The sequence below is a fragment of the Candidatus Thiodiazotropha sp. LNASS1 genome (assembly GCF_964212655.1).
GTDB lineage: Bacteria > Pseudomonadota > Gammaproteobacteria > Chromatiales > Chromatiaceae > Thiodiazotropha.
In genome coordinates this window covers 3,042,289-3,064,179 of sequence record NZ_OZ156465.1, presented here as the reverse complement: position 1 = coordinate 3,064,179, position 21,891 = coordinate 3,042,289, and the positions used below count along the sequence as shown (strand labels likewise).

The 21,891-nt window shown below is 52.2% G+C and carries 14 protein-coding genes; 5 read left to right on the top strand and 9 right to left on the bottom strand.

The window, feature by feature from the left end; genetic code table 11:
* The first annotated feature begins 132 nt into the window (after positions 1 to 132).
* Genes AB8516_RS13420 through AB8516_RS13400 form a run of 5 tightly spaced genes read left to right on the top strand, consistent with a single transcriptional unit; the run spans position 133 to position 5,461 of the window.
* Positions 133 to 2,493, top strand: coding sequence for a hybrid sensor histidine kinase/response regulator (locus AB8516_RS13420; RefSeq protein ID WP_369161367.1), 2,361 nt, complete (start codon positions 133 to 135; stop codon positions 2,491 to 2,493).
* Positions 2,490 to 3,347, top strand: coding sequence for a response regulator (locus AB8516_RS13415; protein ID WP_369161365.1), 858 nt, complete (start codon positions 2,490 to 2,492; stop codon positions 3,345 to 3,347). The genes AB8516_RS13420 and AB8516_RS13415 overlap by 4 nt, the downstream gene beginning before the upstream one ends.
* A gap of 13 nt (positions 3,348 to 3,360) precedes the next feature.
* Positions 3,361 to 3,696 carry a metalloregulator ArsR/SmtB family transcription factor gene (locus tag AB8516_RS13410; protein WP_108280044.1) on the top strand — a complete coding sequence of 112 codons (336 nt, stop codon included), beginning with the start codon at positions 3,361 to 3,363 and terminating at the stop codon, positions 3,694 to 3,696.
* Positions 3,697 to 3,702: 6 nt separating this feature from the next.
* Positions 3,703 to 3,906, top strand: a complete 204-nt coding sequence (locus AB8516_RS13405; protein WP_108289700.1) for a SlyX family protein — start codon at positions 3,703 to 3,705, stop codon at positions 3,904 to 3,906.
* Between the two features lie 46 nt (positions 3,907 to 3,952).
* Positions 3,953 to 5,461, top strand: a complete 1,509-nt coding sequence (locus AB8516_RS13400) for a phospholipase D family protein (protein WP_369161363.1) — start codon at positions 3,953 to 3,955, stop codon at positions 5,459 to 5,461.
* A 160-nt stretch (positions 5,462 to 5,621) separates the two neighbouring features.
* Here AB8516_RS13400 and AB8516_RS13395 read toward each other — a convergent pair whose 3' ends face one another.
* The 9 genes from AB8516_RS13395 to pilQ all read right to left on the bottom strand — a co-directional run bounded on the left by AB8516_RS13395 (position 5,622) and on the right by pilQ (position 21,813).
* Positions 5,622 to 6,614 carry a thioredoxin fold domain-containing protein gene (locus tag AB8516_RS13395; protein ID WP_369161361.1) on the bottom strand — a complete coding sequence of 331 codons (993 nt, stop codon included), beginning with the start codon at positions 6,612 to 6,614 and terminating at the stop codon, positions 5,622 to 5,624.
* 90 nt (positions 6,615 to 6,704) lie between these two features.
* Positions 6,705 to 6,977: a YcgL domain-containing protein gene (locus tag AB8516_RS13390; protein ID WP_369161359.1), complete on the bottom strand. Its 273-nt coding sequence runs from the start codon at positions 6,975 to 6,977 to the stop codon at positions 6,705 to 6,707.
* Positions 6,977 to 9,409 (bottom strand): glycogen/starch/alpha-glucan phosphorylase, encoded by a 2,433-nt coding sequence (locus AB8516_RS13385; RefSeq protein WP_369163286.1) that lies wholly within the window; start codon positions 9,407 to 9,409, stop codon positions 6,977 to 6,979. Before AB8516_RS13385 ends, AB8516_RS13390 begins: the two co-directional genes overlap by 1 nt.
* 171 nt (positions 9,410 to 9,580) lie before the next feature.
* Positions 9,581 to 11,032 (bottom strand): glutamate synthase subunit beta, encoded by a 1,452-nt coding sequence (locus tag AB8516_RS13380; RefSeq protein WP_369161357.1) that lies wholly within the window; start codon positions 11,030 to 11,032, stop codon positions 9,581 to 9,583.
* A 2-nt stretch (positions 11,033 to 11,034) separates the two neighbouring features.
* Positions 11,035 to 15,672 (bottom strand): glutamate synthase large subunit, encoded by a 4,638-nt coding sequence (gltB, locus tag AB8516_RS13375; protein WP_369161355.1) that lies wholly within the window; start codon positions 15,670 to 15,672, stop codon positions 11,035 to 11,037.
* A gap of 422 nt (positions 15,673 to 16,094) precedes the next feature.
* The gene (locus AB8516_RS13370) at positions 16,095 to 17,801 is read right to left on the bottom strand and encodes an AAA family ATPase (RefSeq protein ID WP_369161353.1); all 1,707 of its coding nucleotides are present in this window, start codon (positions 17,799 to 17,801) and stop codon (positions 16,095 to 16,097) included.
* 26 nt (positions 17,802 to 17,827) lie between these two features.
* Positions 17,828 to 18,898 (bottom strand): 3-dehydroquinate synthase, encoded by a 1,071-nt coding sequence (gene aroB, locus AB8516_RS13365; RefSeq protein WP_369163285.1) that lies wholly within the window; start codon positions 18,896 to 18,898, stop codon positions 17,828 to 17,830.
* Between the two features lie 43 nt (positions 18,899 to 18,941).
* The gene (gene aroK / locus AB8516_RS13360; RefSeq protein ID WP_108340123.1) at positions 18,942 to 19,463 is read right to left on the bottom strand and encodes a shikimate kinase AroK; all 522 of its coding nucleotides are present in this window, start codon (positions 19,461 to 19,463) and stop codon (positions 18,942 to 18,944) included.
* Positions 19,464 to 19,710: 247 nt separating this feature from the next.
* Positions 19,711 to 21,813, bottom strand: a complete 2,103-nt coding sequence (pilQ, locus tag AB8516_RS13355) for a type IV pilus secretin PilQ (protein WP_369161351.1) — start codon at positions 21,811 to 21,813, stop codon at positions 19,711 to 19,713.
* Positions 21,814 to 21,891 lie beyond the last annotated feature (78 nt).

The following is a 21,891-nucleotide window of genomic DNA, read 5'->3' as shown; positions in this document are numbered from 1 at the left end:
TTATCATTCGCTCATGTAGAATAACTACACCACGCTCATTCTGCCTTGCTGGGCACGAAAACAGCCCCGGCAGGGCGTATTGGATTAGTGTTAACAGGCCCTAATTGGTTAGCAGCTGAACATGACGTACACGTGAAAATTCGCACTCAGATTCTGATACTGCTGTTTCTCTTTGGTTTCGCACCTTTGACCGCGATGGTAATGACGAATCTGCCGTTTGTCCTGGATCGCCTCGAATTTTTCTATCACAAGGCCTATCTGCAGAATCTGCGTGCGGATTTCCGCGATCTCGATGAACATCTTGCAAGCCGTCACGAGATGTTGCGACTACTGGCGAAACTCCCCGAACCTGGCCTCATCCTGGGACAACGCGACTTGGAAGAGGGACAGGAGCAAATCGATCACGCACGGGTACGCTACACCAAATGGATCAACCAGATCCTTCGCGACCATCTCGATATATTTCAGATCCTTTTTCTCGATCTTGAAGGCAATCCCCGCTTCTGGCTGGAGTTGAATGCCCGGACTCAACAGTGGGAACCGACAATCAAAAAACCGGATATGCCATCCAGAGATTTTTTTCAACACAATATCCTCCAGGAGTATGGACGGGTCGCAGTCAGTAAAATCAGTCTTAACCCCAATGTGTCCCATTTGGATCCCAGGCGATTCATGACCCTGCGGATGATCAGTCCGATAATCGGGCCCGACCGTCAGGAGCGAGTGGTTCCATTGGGTGCCGTGGTGGTCAATATCGACGTAGGGGGCATGGCCAGCGCCTACCGCAACACACTTTGGGTCACCAATGATGGCGCTTACCTGGATGAGCGTCTCAAGGGAAGCGCCGAGCAACGCGCATTTGAGGACTTCACCGGCCTGCAGGCAATCTTCGACAAGAATAGCCTGGCACTCTGGGAAGGCGGTCAGGGCAGACAGGTAATCTGGGTACCGCTCTTCAGCACCGAAGGTTCCGGTCCCTTATGGGTTGGTCGGCCAGTCGATCCCTCACCTCTGCATAAGTTCCGCAATGTCCTGATCATTCGTGTCATGACTATCGTAGTCATTGCCTTGGTTATCCTGTTCATCGTTGCCCGATTTATCGCCATGCGTGCAGAACAGTTCGGTCAAAAGCTACGTGATGGTGTGGGGCGGGTCCTGCGTGAGGATGAAGCGGTAGAGTTTAACTGGAAAGGGTCGCAAGAGATAAAACAGCTGGGGCAGCAGCTGACTGAACTCGCGGAGCATCATTCAAAACAGGCCGGGGCGCAACGCCAGCACGCACGACAACTGGAAGAGTCCAATCGCTACAAATCCCAGTTCCTGGCCAATGTCAGCCATGAACTGCGAACCCCCCTCAACTCCATCCTGTTGTTGTCCAAGATGCTCAATGAGGCGCCCGAGAGTCTGTCCGCTGAACAGACGAGACAGCTGCAGGTCATTCATGAGGCCGGACGCGATCTGCGGGCCCTGATCGACAACATCCTCGATCTGTCGCGAATCGAGGCGGGTAAAGCAAGTATCAGTCTGCAGCAGATCCCCATCAAGCCTCTGGTTTCAGACCTTATCGAAATGGTGAAACCCCAGTTCGACGCCAAGGGCCTGCAGCTCTCCCTCGAATATGCACCTACGCTGCCGGAGAGCATCCTGTCGGATCAGGACAAAGTTCGTCAGATTCTGAAGAATTTCCTCTCCAATGCTCTCAAATTCACCCATCAAGGCGGGGCTAAGGTACGCGTTTTTATGCAGCCGGAAGTGGAACTTCATCCCCTATGCTTTGCCGTTGAAGACAGTGGTGTCGGGATTCCCACGAGTAAGCACGAGCTGATTTTCGAGGCGTTCAAGCAGGCGGATGGCTCCACCAGTCGGCGTTTCGGCGGTACAGGTCTGGGACTGAGTATCAGCCGTGAGCTGGCTCAACTGCTGGGCGGCGAGATAAGCCTGGAAAGCGAAGAAGGATCCGGGGCCAGATTTACTCTGTGCCTGCCGCTGGAGCTCGATCACAGTCTGCTCTCTTCCCATCAGATCGAGTTGCAGGTGACGGAGGAGCCGCGGCTGATGCAGGAAAGAATCCCTACTCTGGCAATCACTTCAATGGCGGAACCATCGAAGACACCCTTTGCAGATCAACGCGTCCTGGTCGTGGATGGTGATCTGCAGAGCCTGCTTACTCTTACACCGTTGTTGGAGGGCTGGGGATTTGAGGTGACTGCCGCATATGACGGCCAAGAGGCCATTGATACCCTAAAAGATGATCCGGATTTCAACATTGTCTTGATGGACATCATGATGCTGGAGCAGGATGGCTATGATACGATCAGGCATATACGCAACAAGATGAAGCTCGATACACTCAAAGTGATCGTACTAAGCGCGAAGAATGCGGCGGAAGACCGCAGCCTGTGCCTGGATGCCGGAGCAGATGAAGTTTTAACCAAGCCGGTCTCCCCAGAGAAGCTGCAGGCACTTTTTAGTGTGCATATAGAGACAGAATGAAGAGATACGCCGGTTTCAAACTCCTGATCGTGGACGACCACGCGCACAACCTGTTCACCCTGCGTACGCTGGTTGAGCGCTATATGGACGTGGAGATTCTGGAGGCCACATCGGGTCAACAGGCTCTCGACATCGCAGTCAGGGAACCCGGTATCGACCTTGTCATTCTGGATGTACAGATGCCGGAGATGGACGGTTTTCAGACCGCATCGATGCTGAAAATCCGTAAAAAGACCAAAGACATCCCAATCATCTTCCTTACTGCCGCATTCAAGACCGAAGAGTTCCAGCTCAAGGGTTATGAGGTAGGTGGTGTCGACTATCTGCTGAAACCCATCGATGACAACCAATTGCTGAATAAGATCAGCACCTATTTCAGACTCATCGAAAAAGAGCGGGAACTCAACAAAATCCTGGAACAAAAGGTGGCGGAAAGAACCGCAGAACTGGCCGCCGCCAAGCAACACCTTGAAAATATCATAACCTATATGGGTGAGGCACTGCTGGTGCTCAATCCCGAGGGCGAGATCGAATCCGTCAACCCTGCCGCCTGCAAGATGCTTGACTACAGCGAGGCGGATCTTCTGCGAATGTCGATCGGCGATGTTTTCGAAGAGGAGGCAGAGGAGCAGGCGGGCGCCTTCTTCGGCACCTGGCTGGAGGCATTGATACGAACCGGAGCCCTGAGCCGAATCGAGGCAAGTTTCATCGCCAAGGACGGTCGGCGTGTTCCGATTCTCTTCTCTCGTACCGCGGTTAAAGACAGCACGGGAAATATCAGCCATATTATATGTATCGCAAAGGATATGACTGGTTATATCCGCGACATGGATGCCGTGCAGAACGCATCCTAAGGAGCTTGAAACAATGAACGAGCCAATCGACCCACGCCTGACCGATGAAGAAGACACATCGCTCACCGCCAATGCCCTCAAGGCCATGGCCCATCCGTTGCGGTGGAAGATTCTCTGCTCGCTGGGGGAGAATGAGCTCTCAGTCGGCGAAATCGTAGAACGTACCGGTACGTCACAGAGCAATATCTCTCAACATCTTGAACAGTTGCGAAACAAAAACATCGTGGTATCGCGCAAAGAGGCTAACCGCATCTACTACCGCATTCGCAACCATCAGCTACTGGAGCTGATCGGTATCATGCGGAATGTACTCTGCCCGGCCAATCTCGACGACCGCTACCCAAGATAGGCAAAGATGAACGACCGCATTATCGACCTGGAGAGTCGGATGGCTTTTCAGGAACAGGCCATACACACCCTCAGTGAAACCCTTATCGAGCAACAACGCACCATCGATTCCCTCAACAGAACCGTAGAGACACTACGTCAACGCCTGCAGGCGCTGGACCCATCACCGCTGCAACCTGGTGAGACTGAACCTCCTCCACCGCACTATTGATGCCATTTTGATTGAGGTCGATTCGACAAACAGTGCGATAACAGGGATGGTATTTAAACTCAAACAGATTTTACAAAACCCTGGGCTGTCCATCTCTCAGCTGCTTAGCTTTCTGTTACTGGTCCTGCAGACATCATTCGTGCAAGCCGGCATGTTGGATATCATGACTCAGGCTGCAAAGCAGCATCCCGGCAAAAGTGCGGTTTACGTCCTGGAGAAAGGAGAAGAGTCCCTCTTAACAAGAGCATGGCTTACAGAAGCTGTTGATAAAACCATCGATGTCCAATATTTTATCTGGAGCACCGACAATATCGGGACCTTGGCCAGCGAAAGCCTGCTCAGTGCCGCCGAACGCGGCGCCAGGATACGGGTCATCGTCGATGACCTCTTGATCGACGCCGAGCCGGTGACAATGCTTTCACTGGATGCCCATCCTAACATCCAGATCAAGGTCTATAATCCCGTGCATTCTGTGGGCACCGGTTTTTTGACCCGTCTCTGGCACCTGATCACAGACTTCCGAGGCTCCAACCAACGCATGCATGACAAAGTGGTGATCTACGATCAAACTGTAGCCATCACCGGCGGCCGCAATATGGCCGATGAGTATTACGATTACGATCATGCCTATAATTTCCGTGACCGGGATGTCATGGTTGTCGGGTCCGTATTGCCGAAGATACAACAGAGTTTCAATCTCTTTTGGGGGAGTCCGCTTTCCGTTTCCCTCGACATCCTGTTGGCTGAGGAGAAACAGCGATTGACGGCAAAGCAGATTGACGACTATGTCGATTGGTTACGCCAATATGCCCAACATCCGCAGAATTTCGCCCCTGAAGTTCGCAATGACATCACTGGCATGGGTGAGCGCGTCGATAAAATCTTTGCCGGGATGCAGTGGACCAGTGTGGACTACCTCCACGATATACCCGGCAAAAACAACCAAATCCATCAGCTCGATGGCGGTGGACAAACCACTACCTCCCTTATCAATCTATTGTCGGAAGCCAAGCGCCAGGTTCTGATAGAAAGCCCTTATCTGATCATGCCGGAAGGGGGCTTCGAATTTTTTTCCGAAATGTTGGCTAAAGGTATCGAAATTGCCATCGTCACAAACTCCCTCGAATCCACAGATAATCTCCAGGCCTATTCGGGGTACCAAAAGCAGAAACAGAGACTGCTCGATCTCGGCATCAAGATCTACGAATTCCGATCTAAACCAGGTATCTATCGGCGACTGATCGATCGCCATGAACAACTGGGCAAGGAGGTGCCGATCTTTGCCTTGCATGCCAAGTCCATGGTCATCGACGACCGTATAACCTATATCGGAACCTTCAATTTCGACCCAAGATCAGCAAACCTGAACACGGAAGTAGGACTCGTAATACGCGATGAGAGGATTGCGCAACAGGTAGCGCAGGCGATCCGTCAGGACATGGCGACTGAAAATAGCTGGGAAGCAAATATATCCGATGAACAGCAAAATGTCGGATTCCTGAAAAGAGTGAAAGTCTTCCTCTGGGGCTTGCTGCCTCTTGAACCCATTCTCTAAAAGCACCGAATCACAGTGGAATGCATACTCATAAGTTATTACCCAGGTAAGGACCGAGCCAACGAGAGTAAATAGATGAATAACGTATTTATCACTTTTTTCGTCGATAGGCATTCTGCAGTCAGTCGAGCAGACCCGCTGAGCTTTCGCACTCGATTAATTATATCTCCTCGAGATCAGTAGCCGGTGCATAATATTTTATTCCGTTTCGACTAAAACCCAGCCATCGTCCGTTCTCGTTCCTAACCTCAAGATTGAAACGAAAGTAACTCCTCGCCGGCATGTCAGCCATTTTTTTAGCTGATTTGTCTGGCGAAATATACAAAGCCGTAGGTCTGACCGCTGCATACTTTTTCGATTTTATCGACTGTGTCGCTACACTTGGAATCAGCCGCAGGTTGTTTGCTTGTGTGTAGTATTGACTGCCACCTTTTCTGAAACCCAACCATCGTTCACCATCTATTTCAATTTCCAAGCTGAACTTGTGCACAACATCGGGTTGCATCGTACCCATCGACTGCATACGAGTATCCGGCCTGGTGTACAGGTGCGCCTCGTTTATTATCAAATACTGCTCTGGCGAAATACGGGTTGCTGCAACTTTCGGGAACATCTCACTCCCTTTTGGCGGCGAGACATAGCCAACCTTCATTCGGCGTAACAGCTTGCGCGCAGACAAATAACCGCTGACGACCGATCCGTCATCAATCACTATCATTGGCGTGCCTTTGACTGCCAATCTATTTCCAAACTGGTAGTTTTCTTCCACCGGATTTTTACAATCCGCCGGCTTCAACAGCATCCCCATCTTAGCGCTAGTCAGTGCCTTCTTCGGGTTGTCTGCACAATATACAGAGACATACTTTTTAAAGCTGTCCGATCCAATTCCGGCACGAGGATATGCGACATAACGAACATCCACACCGGATGCATTCAATGCAGGCACCTCGCTGTGCAGTTTTCTGCAGTAACCGCAATCAATATCTGTAAACACAGTAATGTGGCGCAATTTACCGGTCGATTCGTAGACAATCATCTCATCTGATGAAATACCATCGGTGAGGTTTTTATACTCAACTGCACTGAGCGCCCATGATGGAGATGTGAATAATATAGAAAATAGAGAAAAGGTAACTGCAATGATGCTTTTCATAGCGGGCATATCTCCTTATAAATAATCCGTTGAGTCCATTACCGCTCTACTATGGTACTACGAAGTATCAACTCAGGATAGCAGGTCGAATCAATCCCCGACGTAGAGATCGACGTCCATCTTAGGTGGCATCTGAAGATGAAAACCCTGGGAAAGCAAATTGGCCATCACCAACCTGATATCCTCACGAGCAAGTGTTCGCTGCTCAGTCAAGGTTATCTCCATGACCTGCACCGGTTTGCCGAAACGCTGCAACAGGGCTTCGGGCACACAGGAGAAATCATCTTCCCTGGCGATGTACAGGTACATCTCATCCTTGCGCGGGCTACGATAGATCCAGCAGGGCAGCTCGGACACAGTCACTATACGTCTTCGATTTCGGACGGAATCGAGGTCTGATTCAAACGCCAGATATCCCGATTGTACTCCTGGATTGTTCGGTCAGTGGAGAAGCGGCCGCTCTTTGCGCTATTCACTATGCTCATACGGATCCACTGCCTCTGGTCGAGATAGGCTTTTGCCACCTTTTCCTGAGCGTCGATGTAACTACGGAAGTCAGCGGCCGTCATCCAGGGATCGTAGGGATTGCGTATCGACTCGATAACAGGATCGAAAATACCGGGCTCGAACTGGTTGAAATAGCCACTCTCCAGTAGTTGCATCACCCGTTTAAAATCACTGTCCTGATCGATAATTCGATTGGGCATATAATGATGGCGCATTGACTCCACTTCTTCGCTGGTAAGGCCAAAAAGAATGAAGCTGGATTCGCCGACCTCTTCGAGGATCTCTATATTGGCGCCATCCAGTGTGCCGATGGTCACTGCACCGTTCATCATAAACTTCATATTGCCGGTACCGGACGCCTCTTTGCCGGCAGTGGAGATCTGCTCCGACAGGTCGCTACCCGGAGCGATCACCTCCATCGCCGAAACCCGGTAGTTGGGTAGGAAAGCGACCTTCAGAAGATCGCCCACCTGGTGGTCATTGTTCACCACCCTGGCGACACTATTGACAAGCTTGATGATAAGTTTGGCCATTTGATAACCGGGGGCCGCCTTACCACCGATCAGCACACAGCGCTTGGTCCAATTTTTTGTGTCACCCGCCTTGATACGATTGTAGAGGTGGATGACATGGAGGATATTCAGTAACTGGCGTTTATACTCATGGATACGCTTCACCTGCACATCGAACATGGCATCACAGTCAAAGCTCACGTTGCAATCGATCTTCACCAAATCCGCCAGGCGCTGCTTGTTCTCCCGTTTCACCTGCTGCCATTTGCGTTGGAATGTGGCATTCTCAGCATGGGTTAGCAACTGCTCGAGAGCCGGCAGATCAGAGATCCAACCATTGCCTACTGTCTCATCGAGCAATCGGCGCAGACCCGGGTTGCATGCGGCAAGCCAACGCCTCGGGGTGACGCCGTTGGTTTTATTGTTGAAGCGCTGCGGCCAGAATTCATAGAAATCATGGAACAGCCCCTGCTTCAACAACTCGGTATGCAGCGCGGCAACTCCATTGACGGAGAAACTGCCGACGATGGCCAGATAGGCCATACGCACCATCGACGTCTGGCCCTCTTCGATGATCGACATCCGCCGCAAACGGTCGGTATCTCCCGGCCAGCGCAGGGCCACCTCACTGAGGAAGCGGGCATTGATTTCGTAGATGATCTCCAGCAGCCTGGGTAAAAGACACTCGAACAGCTTTACCGGCCAGCGCTCAAGCGCCTCGGGTAGAAGCGTATGGTTGGTATAGGCCATGGTGCTGCCGGTAACCTTCCAGGCCCGATCCCAAGACAGGCCTTGCTCGTCCATCAGTTGGCGCATCAATTCAGCGACAGAGACGCTGGGATGGGTGTCGTTGAGCTGAAAACAGTTCTTGTCGGCGAAATCATCGAAGCTGCCATGGTTCTCCTTCCACTCGCGGATGACATCCTTGATGCTCGCGGAAGCCAGGAAGTACTGCTGACGCAGCCTCAGTTCCTTGCCATTCTCACTGGCATCGTTCGGGTAGAGCACCATGGTGATGTGCTCAGCATCATTCTTCGCCTCAACCGCCTCGGTATAACTGCCGGCATTGAACTCTTCCAGATTGAATTCATCCGTGGCCGCCGCTTTCCACAAACGCAGGGTATTGACGGTGCCATTGCGATAACCGGGCACCGGCAGGTCATAAGGTACTGCCAGCACATCCTGGGTATCGACCCAACGTACGGACCCGTTGATATGTTCAGTATGGCCGCAAAATTTTATGCGCTGTGTATACTCGGGACGCTCAAGCTCCCAGGGGTTGCCGTCCCGCAGCCAGTGATCGGGATCCTCAATCTGATAGCCGTTGGCAATGTGCTGACGGAACATACCATATTCATAACGCAGCCCATACCCCCGCACTGGCAGTTCAAGCGTTGCGCAGCTGTCGAGAAAACAGGCGGCAAGACGCCCCAGACCACCATTACCGAGTCCGGCATCGGGTTCACTCTCGCGAATATCATCCAGATGGATACCCAAGTCGATGAAGGCCTGGTTGACCTCTTCACTGACTTCCAGATTGAGAATTGCGTTGCTCAGGGTACGTCCCATGAGAAACTCCAGCGAGAGATAGAAGGTACGTTTGCAGTCTTCGTTCTCGTAGGTGGAACGGGTGCGTTTCCAACGCTCGATCAATCGGTCCCGAATCGCTAACGCCAGGGCTTTATAGGGATAGTGACTGGACGTGCAGTGATCGTCTCGTCCCAGTGTGTGGGCGAAGTAACGGCGGAAATCGAATGAGATGGCCTCTGCATCCATGCCCAGCGGGGGCAAAGGAGCCAGTGGGTTGCAGGTCTGTTTCTTCGACTCGGCAGCGGAGGTCTCTCTGTTCGGCATAGTGCTCTCCACGAAATTTCGCAACCCGGCGTGCGCCATTAACACCGGGTTTCAGCTAGGGCCTGTTAACACTCATCCAATCGGCCCTAGATATTACCAGCGCGGCAGATCGGTGGTACCCATTAGATATTCATCCATAGCTCTTGCAGCCTGGCGTCCCTCCCGGATCGCCCACACCACCAGGGATTGGCCGCGGCGCATATCACCGGCAACAAACACACCGTCGATGGAGGTCTTATAGGCGTTTGCACCATCCGTATCAGCCTTGATGTTGCCACGACCGTCCAGCTCCACACCCAACTCTTCGATCATGCCTTCATGAACCGGATGGACAAAACCCATTGCCAGGGTCACCAGATCAGCCTTAAGCTCGAACTCGGAATCGGCGACTTCACTCATTTTCCAGCTGCCGTTCTCATCCTTTTCCCATTCAACCTTGACGCATCGCACACCTGCAAGATTACCTTCGCCGTCATCGAGGAACGCCTTGGTGGCAACCTGCCACATACGCTCACATCCCTCTTCCTGGGAGCTTGAGGTGCGCATCTTATTTGGCCAATCCGGCCAAGTGGTGCCCTTGTTCTCCTTTTCAGGGGGTTGCGGCAGAATCTCCAGCTGGGTGACCGAAGCCGCCCCATGCCGATTGGAGGTACCGATACAGTCAGACCCGGTATCACCACCACCGATGACAACAACATGCTTGCCTTCTGCGGAGATGAAGTTATCCACCTTATCACCCTGAACACGATGGCTATTACTGCGCAGGAAATCCATCGCAAAATGAACACCATTCAATTCACGCCCGGGCATCGGCAGGTCACGGGGCTTCTCGGAGCCACCGGTCAACAGAATCGCATCAAAGTCATCCAGCAACTGTTTACTGGGAATATCGACACCCACATGGATGCTTGTCTTGAACTCGACTCCTTCTGTTCGCATCTGGGCCATACGGCGATCGATCACCTTTTTATCGAGTTTGAAGTCAGGGATGCCATAGCGTAACAGCCCGCCGATCCGGTTCTGTTTTTCAAACAGCACAACTGCGTGTCCCGCCCTGGCGAGCTGCTGCGCAGCGGCCATCCCAGCCGGCCCGGACCCGACAACCGCAATACGCTTGCCGCTTTTGTGATCGGCGATCTGGGGCTTGACCCATCCCTCGCTCCAGGCCTTCTCGATAATGCTGTACTCAATGGTCTTGATTGTGACCGGCTCATCATCAAGGTTCAGAGTACAGGCAGCTTCACAAGGTGCAGGACAGATGCGCCCGGTGAATTCAGGAAAGTTATTGGTGCTGTGCAGGACATCGATCGCTGCACGCCAGTCGCCACGGTAGACCAGGTCGTTCCAGTCGGGAATGATATTGTTTACCGGGCATCCGTTATGACAAAAGGGAATGCCGCAGTCCATGCAACGCGCTCCCTGCTGGCTGACGTTCTCCTCGCTCAGCGGTATCACGAACTCATTGTAGTGGATGATACGATCCGCTACGGGCGCGTAGGTCCTGTCCTGCCGAACAATCTCTTTAAAACCTGTTGGTTTACCCATCTCTAATGACTCCCCTGACTGGCGGTCGCATCGGCGTGTTGTGCCTGCATCTCTTTCAATGCACGTCGATACTCTACCGGCATGACCTTAACAAACTTCGGCAGCATGCTATCCCAGTTATTGAGAATTCGCTTGGCAACCTCCGAATTGGTGTAGTGCAGATGGCGTTCTATCAGCTGCTTCAGGCGCAACGCATCGTAACGCGTCATATCGCGGCTGAGATCCACCAGACCGTGGCTCTCCAGGTCTCCACCCTGGTGATCCAGGGCTTCGAGGGCGTCATCCTCCTCCTCGATCGGCTCCAGTTCCACCTGCGCCATATTGCAGCGTTCACTGAAATCGCCTGTTTCATCCAACACATAGGCGATACCGCCGGACATACCCGCGGCAAAGTTGCGACCGGTAGATCCGAGACAGACCACCACACCGCCGGTCATATATTCACAACCGTGATCACCGACCCCTTCTATGACCGCCGTGACACCCGAGTTGCGTACACAGAAGCGCTCCCCGGCGACACCTCGGAAATAACATTCACCGCTGATGCCGCCATAAAGCACGGTATTACCGACGATGATATTCTCTTCCGCCTTGCCGATACCGGCATTTTCCGGCGGATAGATTACCAGGCGCCCACCCGAGAGGCCCTTGCCCACGTAATCATTGCCTTCTCCGGCCAGCTCAATGGTGACACCTTTGGCTGCCCAGGCACCAAAGGATTGTCCTGCGGTACCGCTGGCTTTGATATAGATCGTGTCATCCGGCAATCCTTTATGACCGTACCTTTCCGCCACCCTGCCAGACAACATGGTGCCGAAGGTTCGGTTGTAGTTATGGATATCGATCTCAATCTTTACAGCCTCGCCTTTTTCCAGGGCAGGTTGAGCGCGTTTGATCAGCTCAAGGTCCATGGCCTTGTCGAGTCCATGATCCTGTGTTTCGCAGTTGAACAGGGCAACATCCGGCCCCGCTTGCGGTTTGGCAAGCAAACGACTGTAGTCGAGCCCCTTCGCTTTCCAATGATTGATCGCCTTACGCATATCGAGGCGGTCGCTCTGACCAACCATCTCATTCCAGGTCCTGAAACCGAGTTCCGCCATCAGCCTGCGTGCCTCTTCGGCGACGAAGAAGAAGTAGTTGATGACATGCTCAGGCTTGCCGGTAAAACGCTTGCGTAACTCTGGATCCTGGGTGGCAATACCTACCGGACAGGTATTGAGATGACACTTCCGCATCATCAGACATCCCTCGGCAATCAAGGGCGCAGTGGCGAAACCGATCTCATCAGCCCCGAGCATGGCTGCGACAACCACATCCCGGCCGGTCCGCATACCCCCGTCAGCCTGAACCGAAATACGCCCACGCAGCCTGTTCAACACCAGGGTCTGGTGGGTCTCAGCCAAGCCGATCTCCCAGGGCGAACCGGCATGCTTGATCGAGGTCAGTGGGCTGGCGCCGGTGCCACCGTCATAACCCGAAATCGTCACATGGTCCGCATGGGCCTTGGAGACACCCGCGGCAACGGTTCCGACGCCCACCTCCGAGACCAGCTTGACCGAGATACGCGCGTTGGGATTGACGTTTTTCAGATCATGAATCAGCTGTGCCAAATCCTCGATGGAATAGATATCGTGGTGAGGCGGCGGTGAAATCAGGCCCACTCCTGGCGTGGAGTGACGCACCCGGGCAATCTGCTGATTGACCTTGTGACCCGGAAGCTGCCCACCTTCGCCAGGCTTGGCTCCCTGTGCCATCTTGATCTGGATATCATCCGAGTTGACAAGATACTCGGTGGTCACACCGAATCGGCCGGATGCAACCTGCTTGATGGCCGATCGTTCGGGATTCCTGCTGCCGTCCTCAAGAGGATTGAAACGTTCCGGTTCCTCACCACCCTCGCCGGTATTGGATTTACCGCCGATAGCGTTCATCGCCTTGGCCAGGGTCGAGTGGGCCTCGTAGGAGATCGAGCCGAAGGACATGGCGCCGGTGGCGAATCGCTTGACAATCTCGCTTGCAGGCTCCACTTCGTCCAGAGGTAGGGGCTGTTCAAGCCGCTTGAACTCGAATAGGCCACGAAGCGTCAATAGAATCTCGTTCTGGCTATTGATCGCATCGGCAAAGGACTGATAGGTGTCCCAATCATTACTGCGCACCGCATGCTGCATCTTTGCGATGGTGTCCGGTGTCCAGTTGTGATCTTCGCCCCGCAATCTGTAGGCATAGTCGCCACCCACATCGAGGTGCTTCTTGTATATCAGCTGATCGCCATAGGCCTTGTCGTGCCATTTTACCGCCTCAGAGGCGATCTCATTCAGGTCGGCACCCTCGATAGTCGTTGTGGTACCGGTAAAATAGGCGTCGATGAAGTTACTGGAAAGACCCACCGCATCAAAGATCTGCGCGCCGCAATAGGATTGATAGGTTGAAATGCCCATCTTGGACATGACCTTTTTCAGACCCTTGCCCACCGCTTTGATATAGCGTCTCTGGGCTTCGGCAAACGCCAGCGGCTCGCTCAAGGAGGACAACAGCGCCTGAATGGTATCGAAGGCCAGGTAGGGATTGACCGCCTCTGCGCCATAACCCGCCAGGGTGGCGAAGTGGTGTACTTCCAGTGCTGAACCGGTTTCGACCACCAGACCCGACTCTGTCCGCAGGCCTTTGCGTATCAGGTGATGATGCACAGCCGAAGTGGCAAGCAGTGCCGGTATGGCGACATTGTCCGCATCCACCAGACGATCAGACAGAATCAGGATATTGTAACCCTCTCGCACATTCTGCTCCGCCATTTCACAGAGTCTGGTAAGCGCGGACTTCATCCCCTCGACACCGCTCATTGATGGATAGACGATATCCAGGGTTTTGGTTCTGAAAGCGCCACCGGTATTGTCTTCGATATGGCGTATGCGCTCCAGATCCTCATTGGTCAACACCGGCTGTGAGACCTCCAATCGCATGTGATCGCCGGCATCCGCCATATTCAACAGATTCGGCCTGGGCCCGATCAGACTGACCAGTGACATCACCAGCTCTTCCCGGATCGGATCAATGGGCGGATTGGTCACCTGGGCAAAATTCTGTTTGAAATAGGTCGACAGGTGTTTGGCCCGCAGGGAGAGCACAGAGGGTGGATTATCCGCCCCCATGGAACCGGTCGCCTCCTGTCCAGTCAACACCATCGGTGTCAGGAGAAATTTTATATCCTCCTGGCTATAGCCAAAGGCCTGCTGCGCATCGAGCAGGTCCTCGTCATCGGGCGCCATCGGGGCCACATCCGAAGGCAGTGAATCGAGATGGATCTGGGTTTGATCCAACCAATCCTGGTAGGGCTTGGCGGTGGCGAGCTCGGCTTTGATCTCGCCATCGTCGATAATGCGTCCCTGTTCCAGGTCGATGAGGAACATCTTGCCCGGCTGCAGGCGCCATTTTTTTACGATTTTCTCTTCCGGAATGTCCAGCACACCCATCTCAGAGGCCATAACCACCAGATCATCGTCAGTAATCAGGTAACGGGCGGGACGCAGACCGTTGCGATCCAGGGTTGCGCCAATCTGACGGCCATCGGTAAATGCCACGGCTGCCGGGCCATCCCAGGGTTCCATCAGCGCCGCATGAAATTCATAGAAGGCACGCCGCTGATTATCCATCAATTTGTTGCCGCCCCAGGCTTCAGGGATCAGCATCATCATGGCATGGGCCAGTGAATAGCCGCCGGCAACCAGTAACTCCAGGGCATTGTCGAAACAGGCCGAATCGGATTGACCTTCCGGGATCAATGGCCAGATCTTCTCCAGATCCTCACCCAGGACCTCGGAGGCCATGGAATTCTTACGCGCTCGCATCCAGTTGACATTGCCGCGCAGGGTATTGATCTCACCATTGTGCGCAATCATGCGAAATGGGTGGGCCAGATCCCAGGTCGGGAAGGTGTTGGTGGAAAATCGCTGATGCACCAGGGCCAGGGCCGACTGCATGCGCTCATCCTGCAGATCGAGATAGTAATCACCGACCTGGTTTGCCAGAAGCATCCCCTTGTAGACCAGGGTCCTGGACGAGAATGAAGTGAAGTAGAAGCTGCTCCCTCCCTCCATTTCAGCCTGCCTGATACGATTCTCGATCTGTTTGCGGATTACAAACAGCTTACGCTCGAAGACATCCTGATCTTTGCAATTATCGCCACGGGCAACAAAAACCTGTCGCACACCTGGCTCAGTGGGAATAACGCTTTCACCCAAACCGCTGTTTTTGACCGGCACATCACGCCAGCCGATCAGCCGTTGCCCCTCGTTTGCGATGAAGGACTCGATCGTCTCTTCACACTCGTCTCGGCTTGCTGCATTTTGCGGTAAGAAAACCATGCCAATGGCATAGTCACCTTCCGGCGGCAACTCGAAATCAACCGCACCACGGAAGAAGGCATCGGGAATCTGCAGCAGTATACCTGCCCCATCGCCAGCTTTTGGATCGGCACCGACAGCACCACGATGGGTAAGGCGATCAAGTATCTCCAGACCCTGGCGTACCGTATCGTGGCTTTTCACACCTTTGATATTGGCGACAAATCCAACACCACAGGCGTCATGTTCATTGGCGGGATCATATAGTCCCTGTTTCGGTGGTAAAGCACCTTGGCTCATTACGCAAACCTCATTTAGCACGCCCCAGTTTGGCTGACACCGCACCGAGGGTTATGCAATAACCTGATCAAGGAGTACACAGCAACCCGTCAGGTCGCTGGCTTACATCAAGTGGCCTCGACCGGTCATAGGCTCTGAAGGAGTGTGGAGCAGTCGCGGTCGAAGCACTCGAAGACACAGAACATCGTAGGATACTTGAGAATCTCCTCTCAAGCTAGTTCTGAATCGGATCACGCCCATTAAAGGATCGATCCAGGCGTATCACAATCAACCTAAATCACCAAGACCGCCAAACTTGCATATAATTTCATTAATATCAATCAGTTAAAATCACACACAATTGGCGGGACTTAGTAACAGTGGTGTTCAAGACACAGCAAAAAAAACTTAACTGGATAAAAATACGAACCTAAATCATATAATCATTGGGCCATTGACTGTTTCAGTGATGCAAAGCTACGCGCCCATACACCTGTTTTCTGAACCCTTGACGGCAATTCAGAAACAGCTTTTTGCGCACTCTCACGATCCGGAAACTCGCCCCATAATAGTGCATACAAGGGCTTCCCATTTCGGGTCATCTGAAGAGTATGGGTCTTACCAGTAAGACTGTTTGTATCGATATAGCGTTTCAATGATGCCAGGTTTTCAACCGCTATCAACTGTAACGTATAGTTATCGGGAGAACGCGACATAACCCATACTGTGGCAGCATCCCCGCCCGCCTTTTCCGCTGGCCCCGAAGGCTCAACCATCTCCTCGACCGCTGCTATAGGGGGTTCCACTGATGTTTTGGACTCATCTCCTTTATCTGTAATCCGTCCCTCTGCAACTGGCTGGGAGTTGATTTCATCAACAGGCTGACTACCGGCCGTCTCAGATTGTTGTTGCATGTCACTAATTTCAATCGTATCAGTCACGATAGGTTGATCCGATTTTGCCAACTGCACTGATTCAACTTCTATTTCTGCAGGCGCTTCTTTTATTCCCTGCACTGCAGCGAACTCATCCCTGTTTTCGCTTGTGGTGCTCTCCTGCAGTACAGGAACGGCGGATGGTGATGCGCTGTTTTCCACCACTGAGTCGGTTACAACATCCAGCTTGGCGGTGGTTACCGATTCCTCATTTGATTCAATCGTCTTTTCGGGGGCTTGAGACTTCACATCCAGGTTTTGTGCGACTGCGCTCTCCGTCACCGGGGCGGGGGCCGCTTCTGTTTGAGTCACCTCAGGCATCTGTGCCTCCGACTGAGGCAGTGCTGCAGGAGCGGGCAGCGGCTCGATCCTATTCTCAACCTGTCTGGCAGGGGGCGTCTCGGATTCAGGCTCAATAAGAGAAGAGATCAGCCAAATGAACAGCAGCACAACAACCAACAGTGGTAGGCCACCGATAAGTAACTGCTTTTTATAACCGCTTAAATAGGAACCCTCTCTCTCTTCATTGCCACTTTCACCCACTGCATTGAGGATTGCGGAGGCCAGCAGGCCGGGATTACCCTTTGTCTCCCTGTATATTCGGTTCAATTTAACCTCATCCAAGGCCAGATTCTCCGAGAGACCTTCATTCTTAAGAAGAAACTGCATATAGGCCGCCGCCTCCTGGCGCGTCATCACCGGCAGGTCGATGACCTGGATAGCCTGGGGCGACATAACCTGTAATTGAGGGGTCGAAAGGAGCAGGTCAATCTGTTCATCAGCAAACAACACAATACTGACCAGACGTACCCCGTCCAGTTGTCTTTCGAAAAGACGCAGCAATGTAATCAGGCTTGTTGGCGGCAACATATGTGCGTCATCCACGAGCAGTACAGGAATCCGCCCCCGCTTCCGCAATATTCCAAACCTGTCCACGAGTCGTTGCAGTAATTCGCCGGCGATATCAGGCAATCCGCTACATCGAGCGATGGTTGCCAACAAGCGTTCTGGCTGCATGGTGGGGTCGGCATCAAAATGGCACACTGACCAGTTATCCGGCGCCAACTGCTGGAGCCTCGTGGCAAGTAACGTCTTACCGATACCGGATGGTCCTCTGACCAGCGGAACCAACTCACTGTTCTCTATCAAATGACGCACCAGATCAAGGCGTGCGCTCACTTCCGTTGTGGAAAAAAAATCATTGGCGTCAGACATGCCAGAAATCCCCCTTGAAGAGGCTATCAACTACCGTATTGAGACAAGGTTTCATTCAGATTATGCATCTTAAAATCATCCGTTACCAAAGAGCTGCCGATCTCTTTCAAGAGCACCAGTCGCAGACGACCATCCAATACTTTTTTATCGACTGCCATCAATTCAAGAAACCGATCAACCGAGAGTTCAACGGGTGGCACTATTGGAAGTTTAGCCCTTTCTATCAATCGGTAAATTCGATCGCAGGATTGCTCCGATATCCACCCCTCTCGCCTCGACAGGTCCGCCGCCATACACATACCTGTAGCAACAGCTTCGCCGTGCAACCACTCACCATAGCCCATACCTGTTTCTATGGCATGGCCAAACGTGTGTCCTAAATTGAGTAAAGCACGTTGTCCCGCTTCTTTCTCATCGGCCTCAACAACATCCGCTTTGCACCTGCAGGATCTTTCAATGGCATAGGCAAGGGACCCCGGATCACGGGCAAGCAAGGCATCCATGTTCTCCTCAAGCCAGATAAAAAACTCGGCATCGACGATTAAACCGTATTTGATCACCTCAGCCAGACCTGATGAGAGTTGCCTGTCATCCAGCGTATTCAGGGTTGAAGTATCCGCCAGCACCAGTTGTGGTTGGTAGAACGCACCGATCATGTTCTTGCCGAGGAGGTGGTTGACACCAGTTTTGCCGCCGACGGATGAATCGACCTGTGATAGCAGCGTGGTGGGAACTTGAATAAAATCCACGCCACGCTGATAAGTCGCAGCAGCGAAACCGGTCATATCGCCAATCACGCCACCGCCGAGGGCAACCAAAGTGGATTTTCTCGTAAAATGCCCTTTTAAAAGAGCGGTATAAATCCGGTTAAGTATCTCAAGTGTTTTGAACTCCTCTCCATCAGGCAGTATGCAGGTCTTTATTTCGTAGTCTGACAGGGCTTCTGTTGTCTTATCCAGGTAGATCGGGGCAATTGTTTCATTGGTGACGACCATAACCTGGCTGCCCGAGATATATTTCCTGTAATAGCTTGCATCGGCATAGATCCCCTCACCGACAAAAATCGGATAGCTTCTTTCGCCAAGATCCACCTCCATTTTACATTCGCATTTACTCAATTCATTAACCCTATCTTTGACTTCAATGCTTCATCTTTTCAATCAGCTTGCGGATATCCTGAACAACCGATTGTGTATTTCGCCCTTCGGTACTGACGATAATGTCAGCTGTCTCTCTGTAGAGCGGATCCCGCACTGCCATCAGCTCATTTAGCCTGCCCTTAGGATCGGGAGTACTCAGCAACGGCCTGTTTTTATCTCTATGGGTACGCTCGTATTGCTGACGGACCGAGCAGTGCAAATAGACTACAAAACCACGAGCCGAAAGCAGCTTGCGATTCTGTTCTCGCATGATAACACCGCCACCCGTAGCCAACACAATCCCCTCTCGCGCAGTCAATTCATCGATCACGGCACTCTCCCGTTGACGAAATCCGCTCTCCCCCTCAAATTCAAAAATCGTTGGGATATCGACACCGGTTCTGCGCTGAATCTCATGGTCGGAATCGACAAAATCCTTATGAAAAAACTCTGCAAGCTGTCTGCCCACAGTGGTTTTGCCTGCACCCATTGGACCGATTAGAAAGAGATTTTGTATACGCATAGTTTACCCGACGCAGACTGCAACGCTATAAGACCGCTTTAAAACACATTTTCTCATGTTCAGGAGAGCTGCATTGCACTCTTCTCTTTTATCTCGTCGAACACAACCCAACAAAGTGTATGCATTCAAGTCTTCCAGGCGACGGGAAACATTGAATATATAGCGAAGTATCTCAAACAGTTACAATTACTCCAAACAAAAAAGGCGCACCGTCTGGTGCGCCTTGTTGATTGATTTCGAAAGACTATCAACGAACTGTCAATGTCTCCTTGAGGATCTTCGGTGTAACGAATATCAACAGCTCATTGTTGTTATCCACCCTTTCATTCCGCCTGAAAAGGACGCCTGCATAAGGAATATCCCCAAAGAACGGGACCTTTTCCATATTATTCGTTTTATTTCTTTCGAAAACACCACCCAGCACGACAGTTTCACCATTGTCCACCAATACAGTCGTCTCAATCTCCCTGGTATCGATGGGAGGAACACCCAAAACAGCCCTGGAAAAATCTGGGTTGTCTTTATTAATAACCAGATCCATTCTAACCCTGTCATCCGGTGTGATATGGGGAGTTACATCAAGTTTAAGCAGAGCCTCTTTAAACGCTATCTTTGTTGCACCGCTGGATGTCGCTTCCTGATAAGGGATTTCAACACCTTGTTTTATCGTGGCTTGAGTTTGATCCGAAGTAATTACCCGTGGACTTGATACCAACTCACCCCGGCCCTCTGTCTGCATGGCGGTCAGCTCGAGCTGAAGCAGATAGGTACCTACTTTACCCACCAGGAAATTCAATCCACCTGATGGTGAGGTAACAGGTAAATTGACCATCAATCCCTCTTGATTCTCCCCGTCACTGTTAATTTCTATTCCAGGAGCAATACCGAAGGTATTATCGATGTGCCCGGGCAATGCACCTGCCGTGAGGGTAAAGTTATCGCCAAACGACCCATCAAAATTGGCGCCGAATCTTACACCCAGGTCCTTTGCAAAATCGTTATTGGCAATCACTATTCTCGACTCAATAAGTACCTGTCTTACAGGAATATCGAGTCGCTGCAACAGGCGCCTGATATCTTCGAGTTTGGCTACTGTATCCTGGACAAGCAAGGTATTCGTGCGAACGTCAACAGTAACATTACCGCGCTCTGACAACAGACGGTTTTCCTCAGCTTTTAGCAGTGCCGCAAGATCCTCAGCCTTAGCGTAATTGACCTGAATGAAATCGGAACGCAACGGCGCCAACTCCTCGATTTTCTGTTGTGATTCGAGCTCCAATTGCTCCCGCGCCGCCACCTCTTCCGTCGGCGCCACCATGATCACATTGTCAATTTGTCGCTTGGTCAGGCCTTTGGACTTCAAGATGATATCGAGTGCTTGATCCCAGGGAACATTTTTCAAGCGCAGGGTTATTCGGCCTCCGACAGTGTCGCTGGTCACAAGGTTCAAACCGGTAAAGTCAGCCAGCAACTGCAAGACAGCACGGACTTCAATATCCTGGAAGTTGAGCGACAGCCGCTCGCCCGTAAATATCAGGCGCTCTTTTTGCAGCGCCTCTTTTTCCTGACGCGTCAGCGATCTTACTTCAACGGTAAACACCTCGTTGGCCTGATATGCCAGGTAATCATACTCACCGGTCGGTGAAATCTCGATCCTTACGTTTTCCCCAACCGGCTTGGTCTCTACCTTGGTAATCGGTGTGGCGAAATCCATGACATCCAGGGATTGCACCAGGGAGGCATCGATATCGGTCTTGAAGGCCTCGACAACGATCTTGCCGCTCTCTTCCCGAACATCCACCGGCGTTGAGGGATTGGTCAATGTGACCATCACCCGCCCTTCGCCCGCTTCACCCCGTCGAAAATCGATATTGGTGATGCTGTAACCGTCGGTACGAATCTCCGATGTACCACCGCTGGATGACATGACAGATGAGGGAGCTTTTGAGACCGGAGCCGATCCGATCCCCTTGTTGCTCACATCGAGAGTGATCAGTACATCCGAACCCTGCACCTCCGTGTTATATCCCACCAGTGAAGTGAGATTGATAACGACCCTGGTCCGATTACCCGCCTGTAATGCGGTAATGCTGTGAGCAGGCCCCACACCGATAACCTTGGTTTTATATCCCAGGTCGTTGCTGACACCGGTGAAGTCGAGCGAGATTCTTGCCGGATTTTCAGTCGTGAAACTGACCGGATCATCGACTGGTGCGGACAGACCCAATGAGATTTGAACCCTGTCACCGGGCAGCGCTGAGAACTCTATGGATTTGAGAGATGCCTCAGCATAAGCAATCAGCGGTGCGCACCATAGGGTCAAGAGCAATATAGCGGCGTTGAACCTCATGCTCCTGGCTGCTCTCATTTCTGAATGACTTTTCCAATTGTGTCTGAGTGCCATTGGCAAACCCCTCATCTCGAATTC

Coding starts and splice junctions, on each gene's coding strand:
- AB8516_RS13415 (WP_369161365.1), top strand. CDS start 2,490: ATGAAGAGATACGCCGGTTTCAAACTCCTGATCGTGGACGACCACGCG.
- AB8516_RS13410 (WP_108280044.1), top strand. CDS start 3,361: ATGAACGAGCCAATCGACCCACGCCTGACCGATGAAGAAGACACATCG.
- AB8516_RS13405 (WP_108289700.1), top strand. CDS start 3,703: ATGAACGACCGCATTATCGACCTGGAGAGTCGGATGGCTTTTCAGGAA.
- AB8516_RS13400 (WP_369161363.1), top strand. CDS start 3,953: ATGGTATTTAAACTCAAACAGATTTTACAAAACCCTGGGCTGTCCATC.
- AB8516_RS13395 (WP_369161361.1), bottom strand. CDS start 6,614: ATGAAAAGCATCATTGCAGTTACCTTTTCTCTATTTTCTATATTATTC.
- AB8516_RS13385 (WP_369163286.1), bottom strand. CDS start 9,409: ATGGATGCAGAGGCCATCTCATTCGATTTCCGCCGTTACTTCGCCCAC.
- AB8516_RS13380 (WP_369161357.1), bottom strand. CDS start 11,032: ATGGGTAAACCAACAGGTTTTAAAGAGATTGTTCGGCAGGACAGGACC.
- gltB (WP_369161355.1), bottom strand. CDS start 15,672: ATGAGCCAAGGTGCTTTACCACCGAAACAGGGACTATATGATCCCGCC.
- AB8516_RS13370 (WP_369161353.1), bottom strand. CDS start 17,801: ATGTCTGACGCCAATGATTTTTTTTCCACAACGGAAGTGAGCGCACGC.
- aroB (WP_369163285.1), bottom strand. CDS start 18,898: ATGGAGGTGGATCTTGGCGAAAGAAGCTATCCGATTTTTGTCGGTGAG.
- aroK (WP_108340123.1), bottom strand. CDS start 19,463: ATGCGTATACAAAATCTCTTTCTAATCGGTCCAATGGGTGCAGGCAAA.
- pilQ (WP_369161351.1), bottom strand. CDS start 21,813: ATGAGGTTCAACGCCGCTATATTGCTCTTGACCCTATGGTGCGCACCG.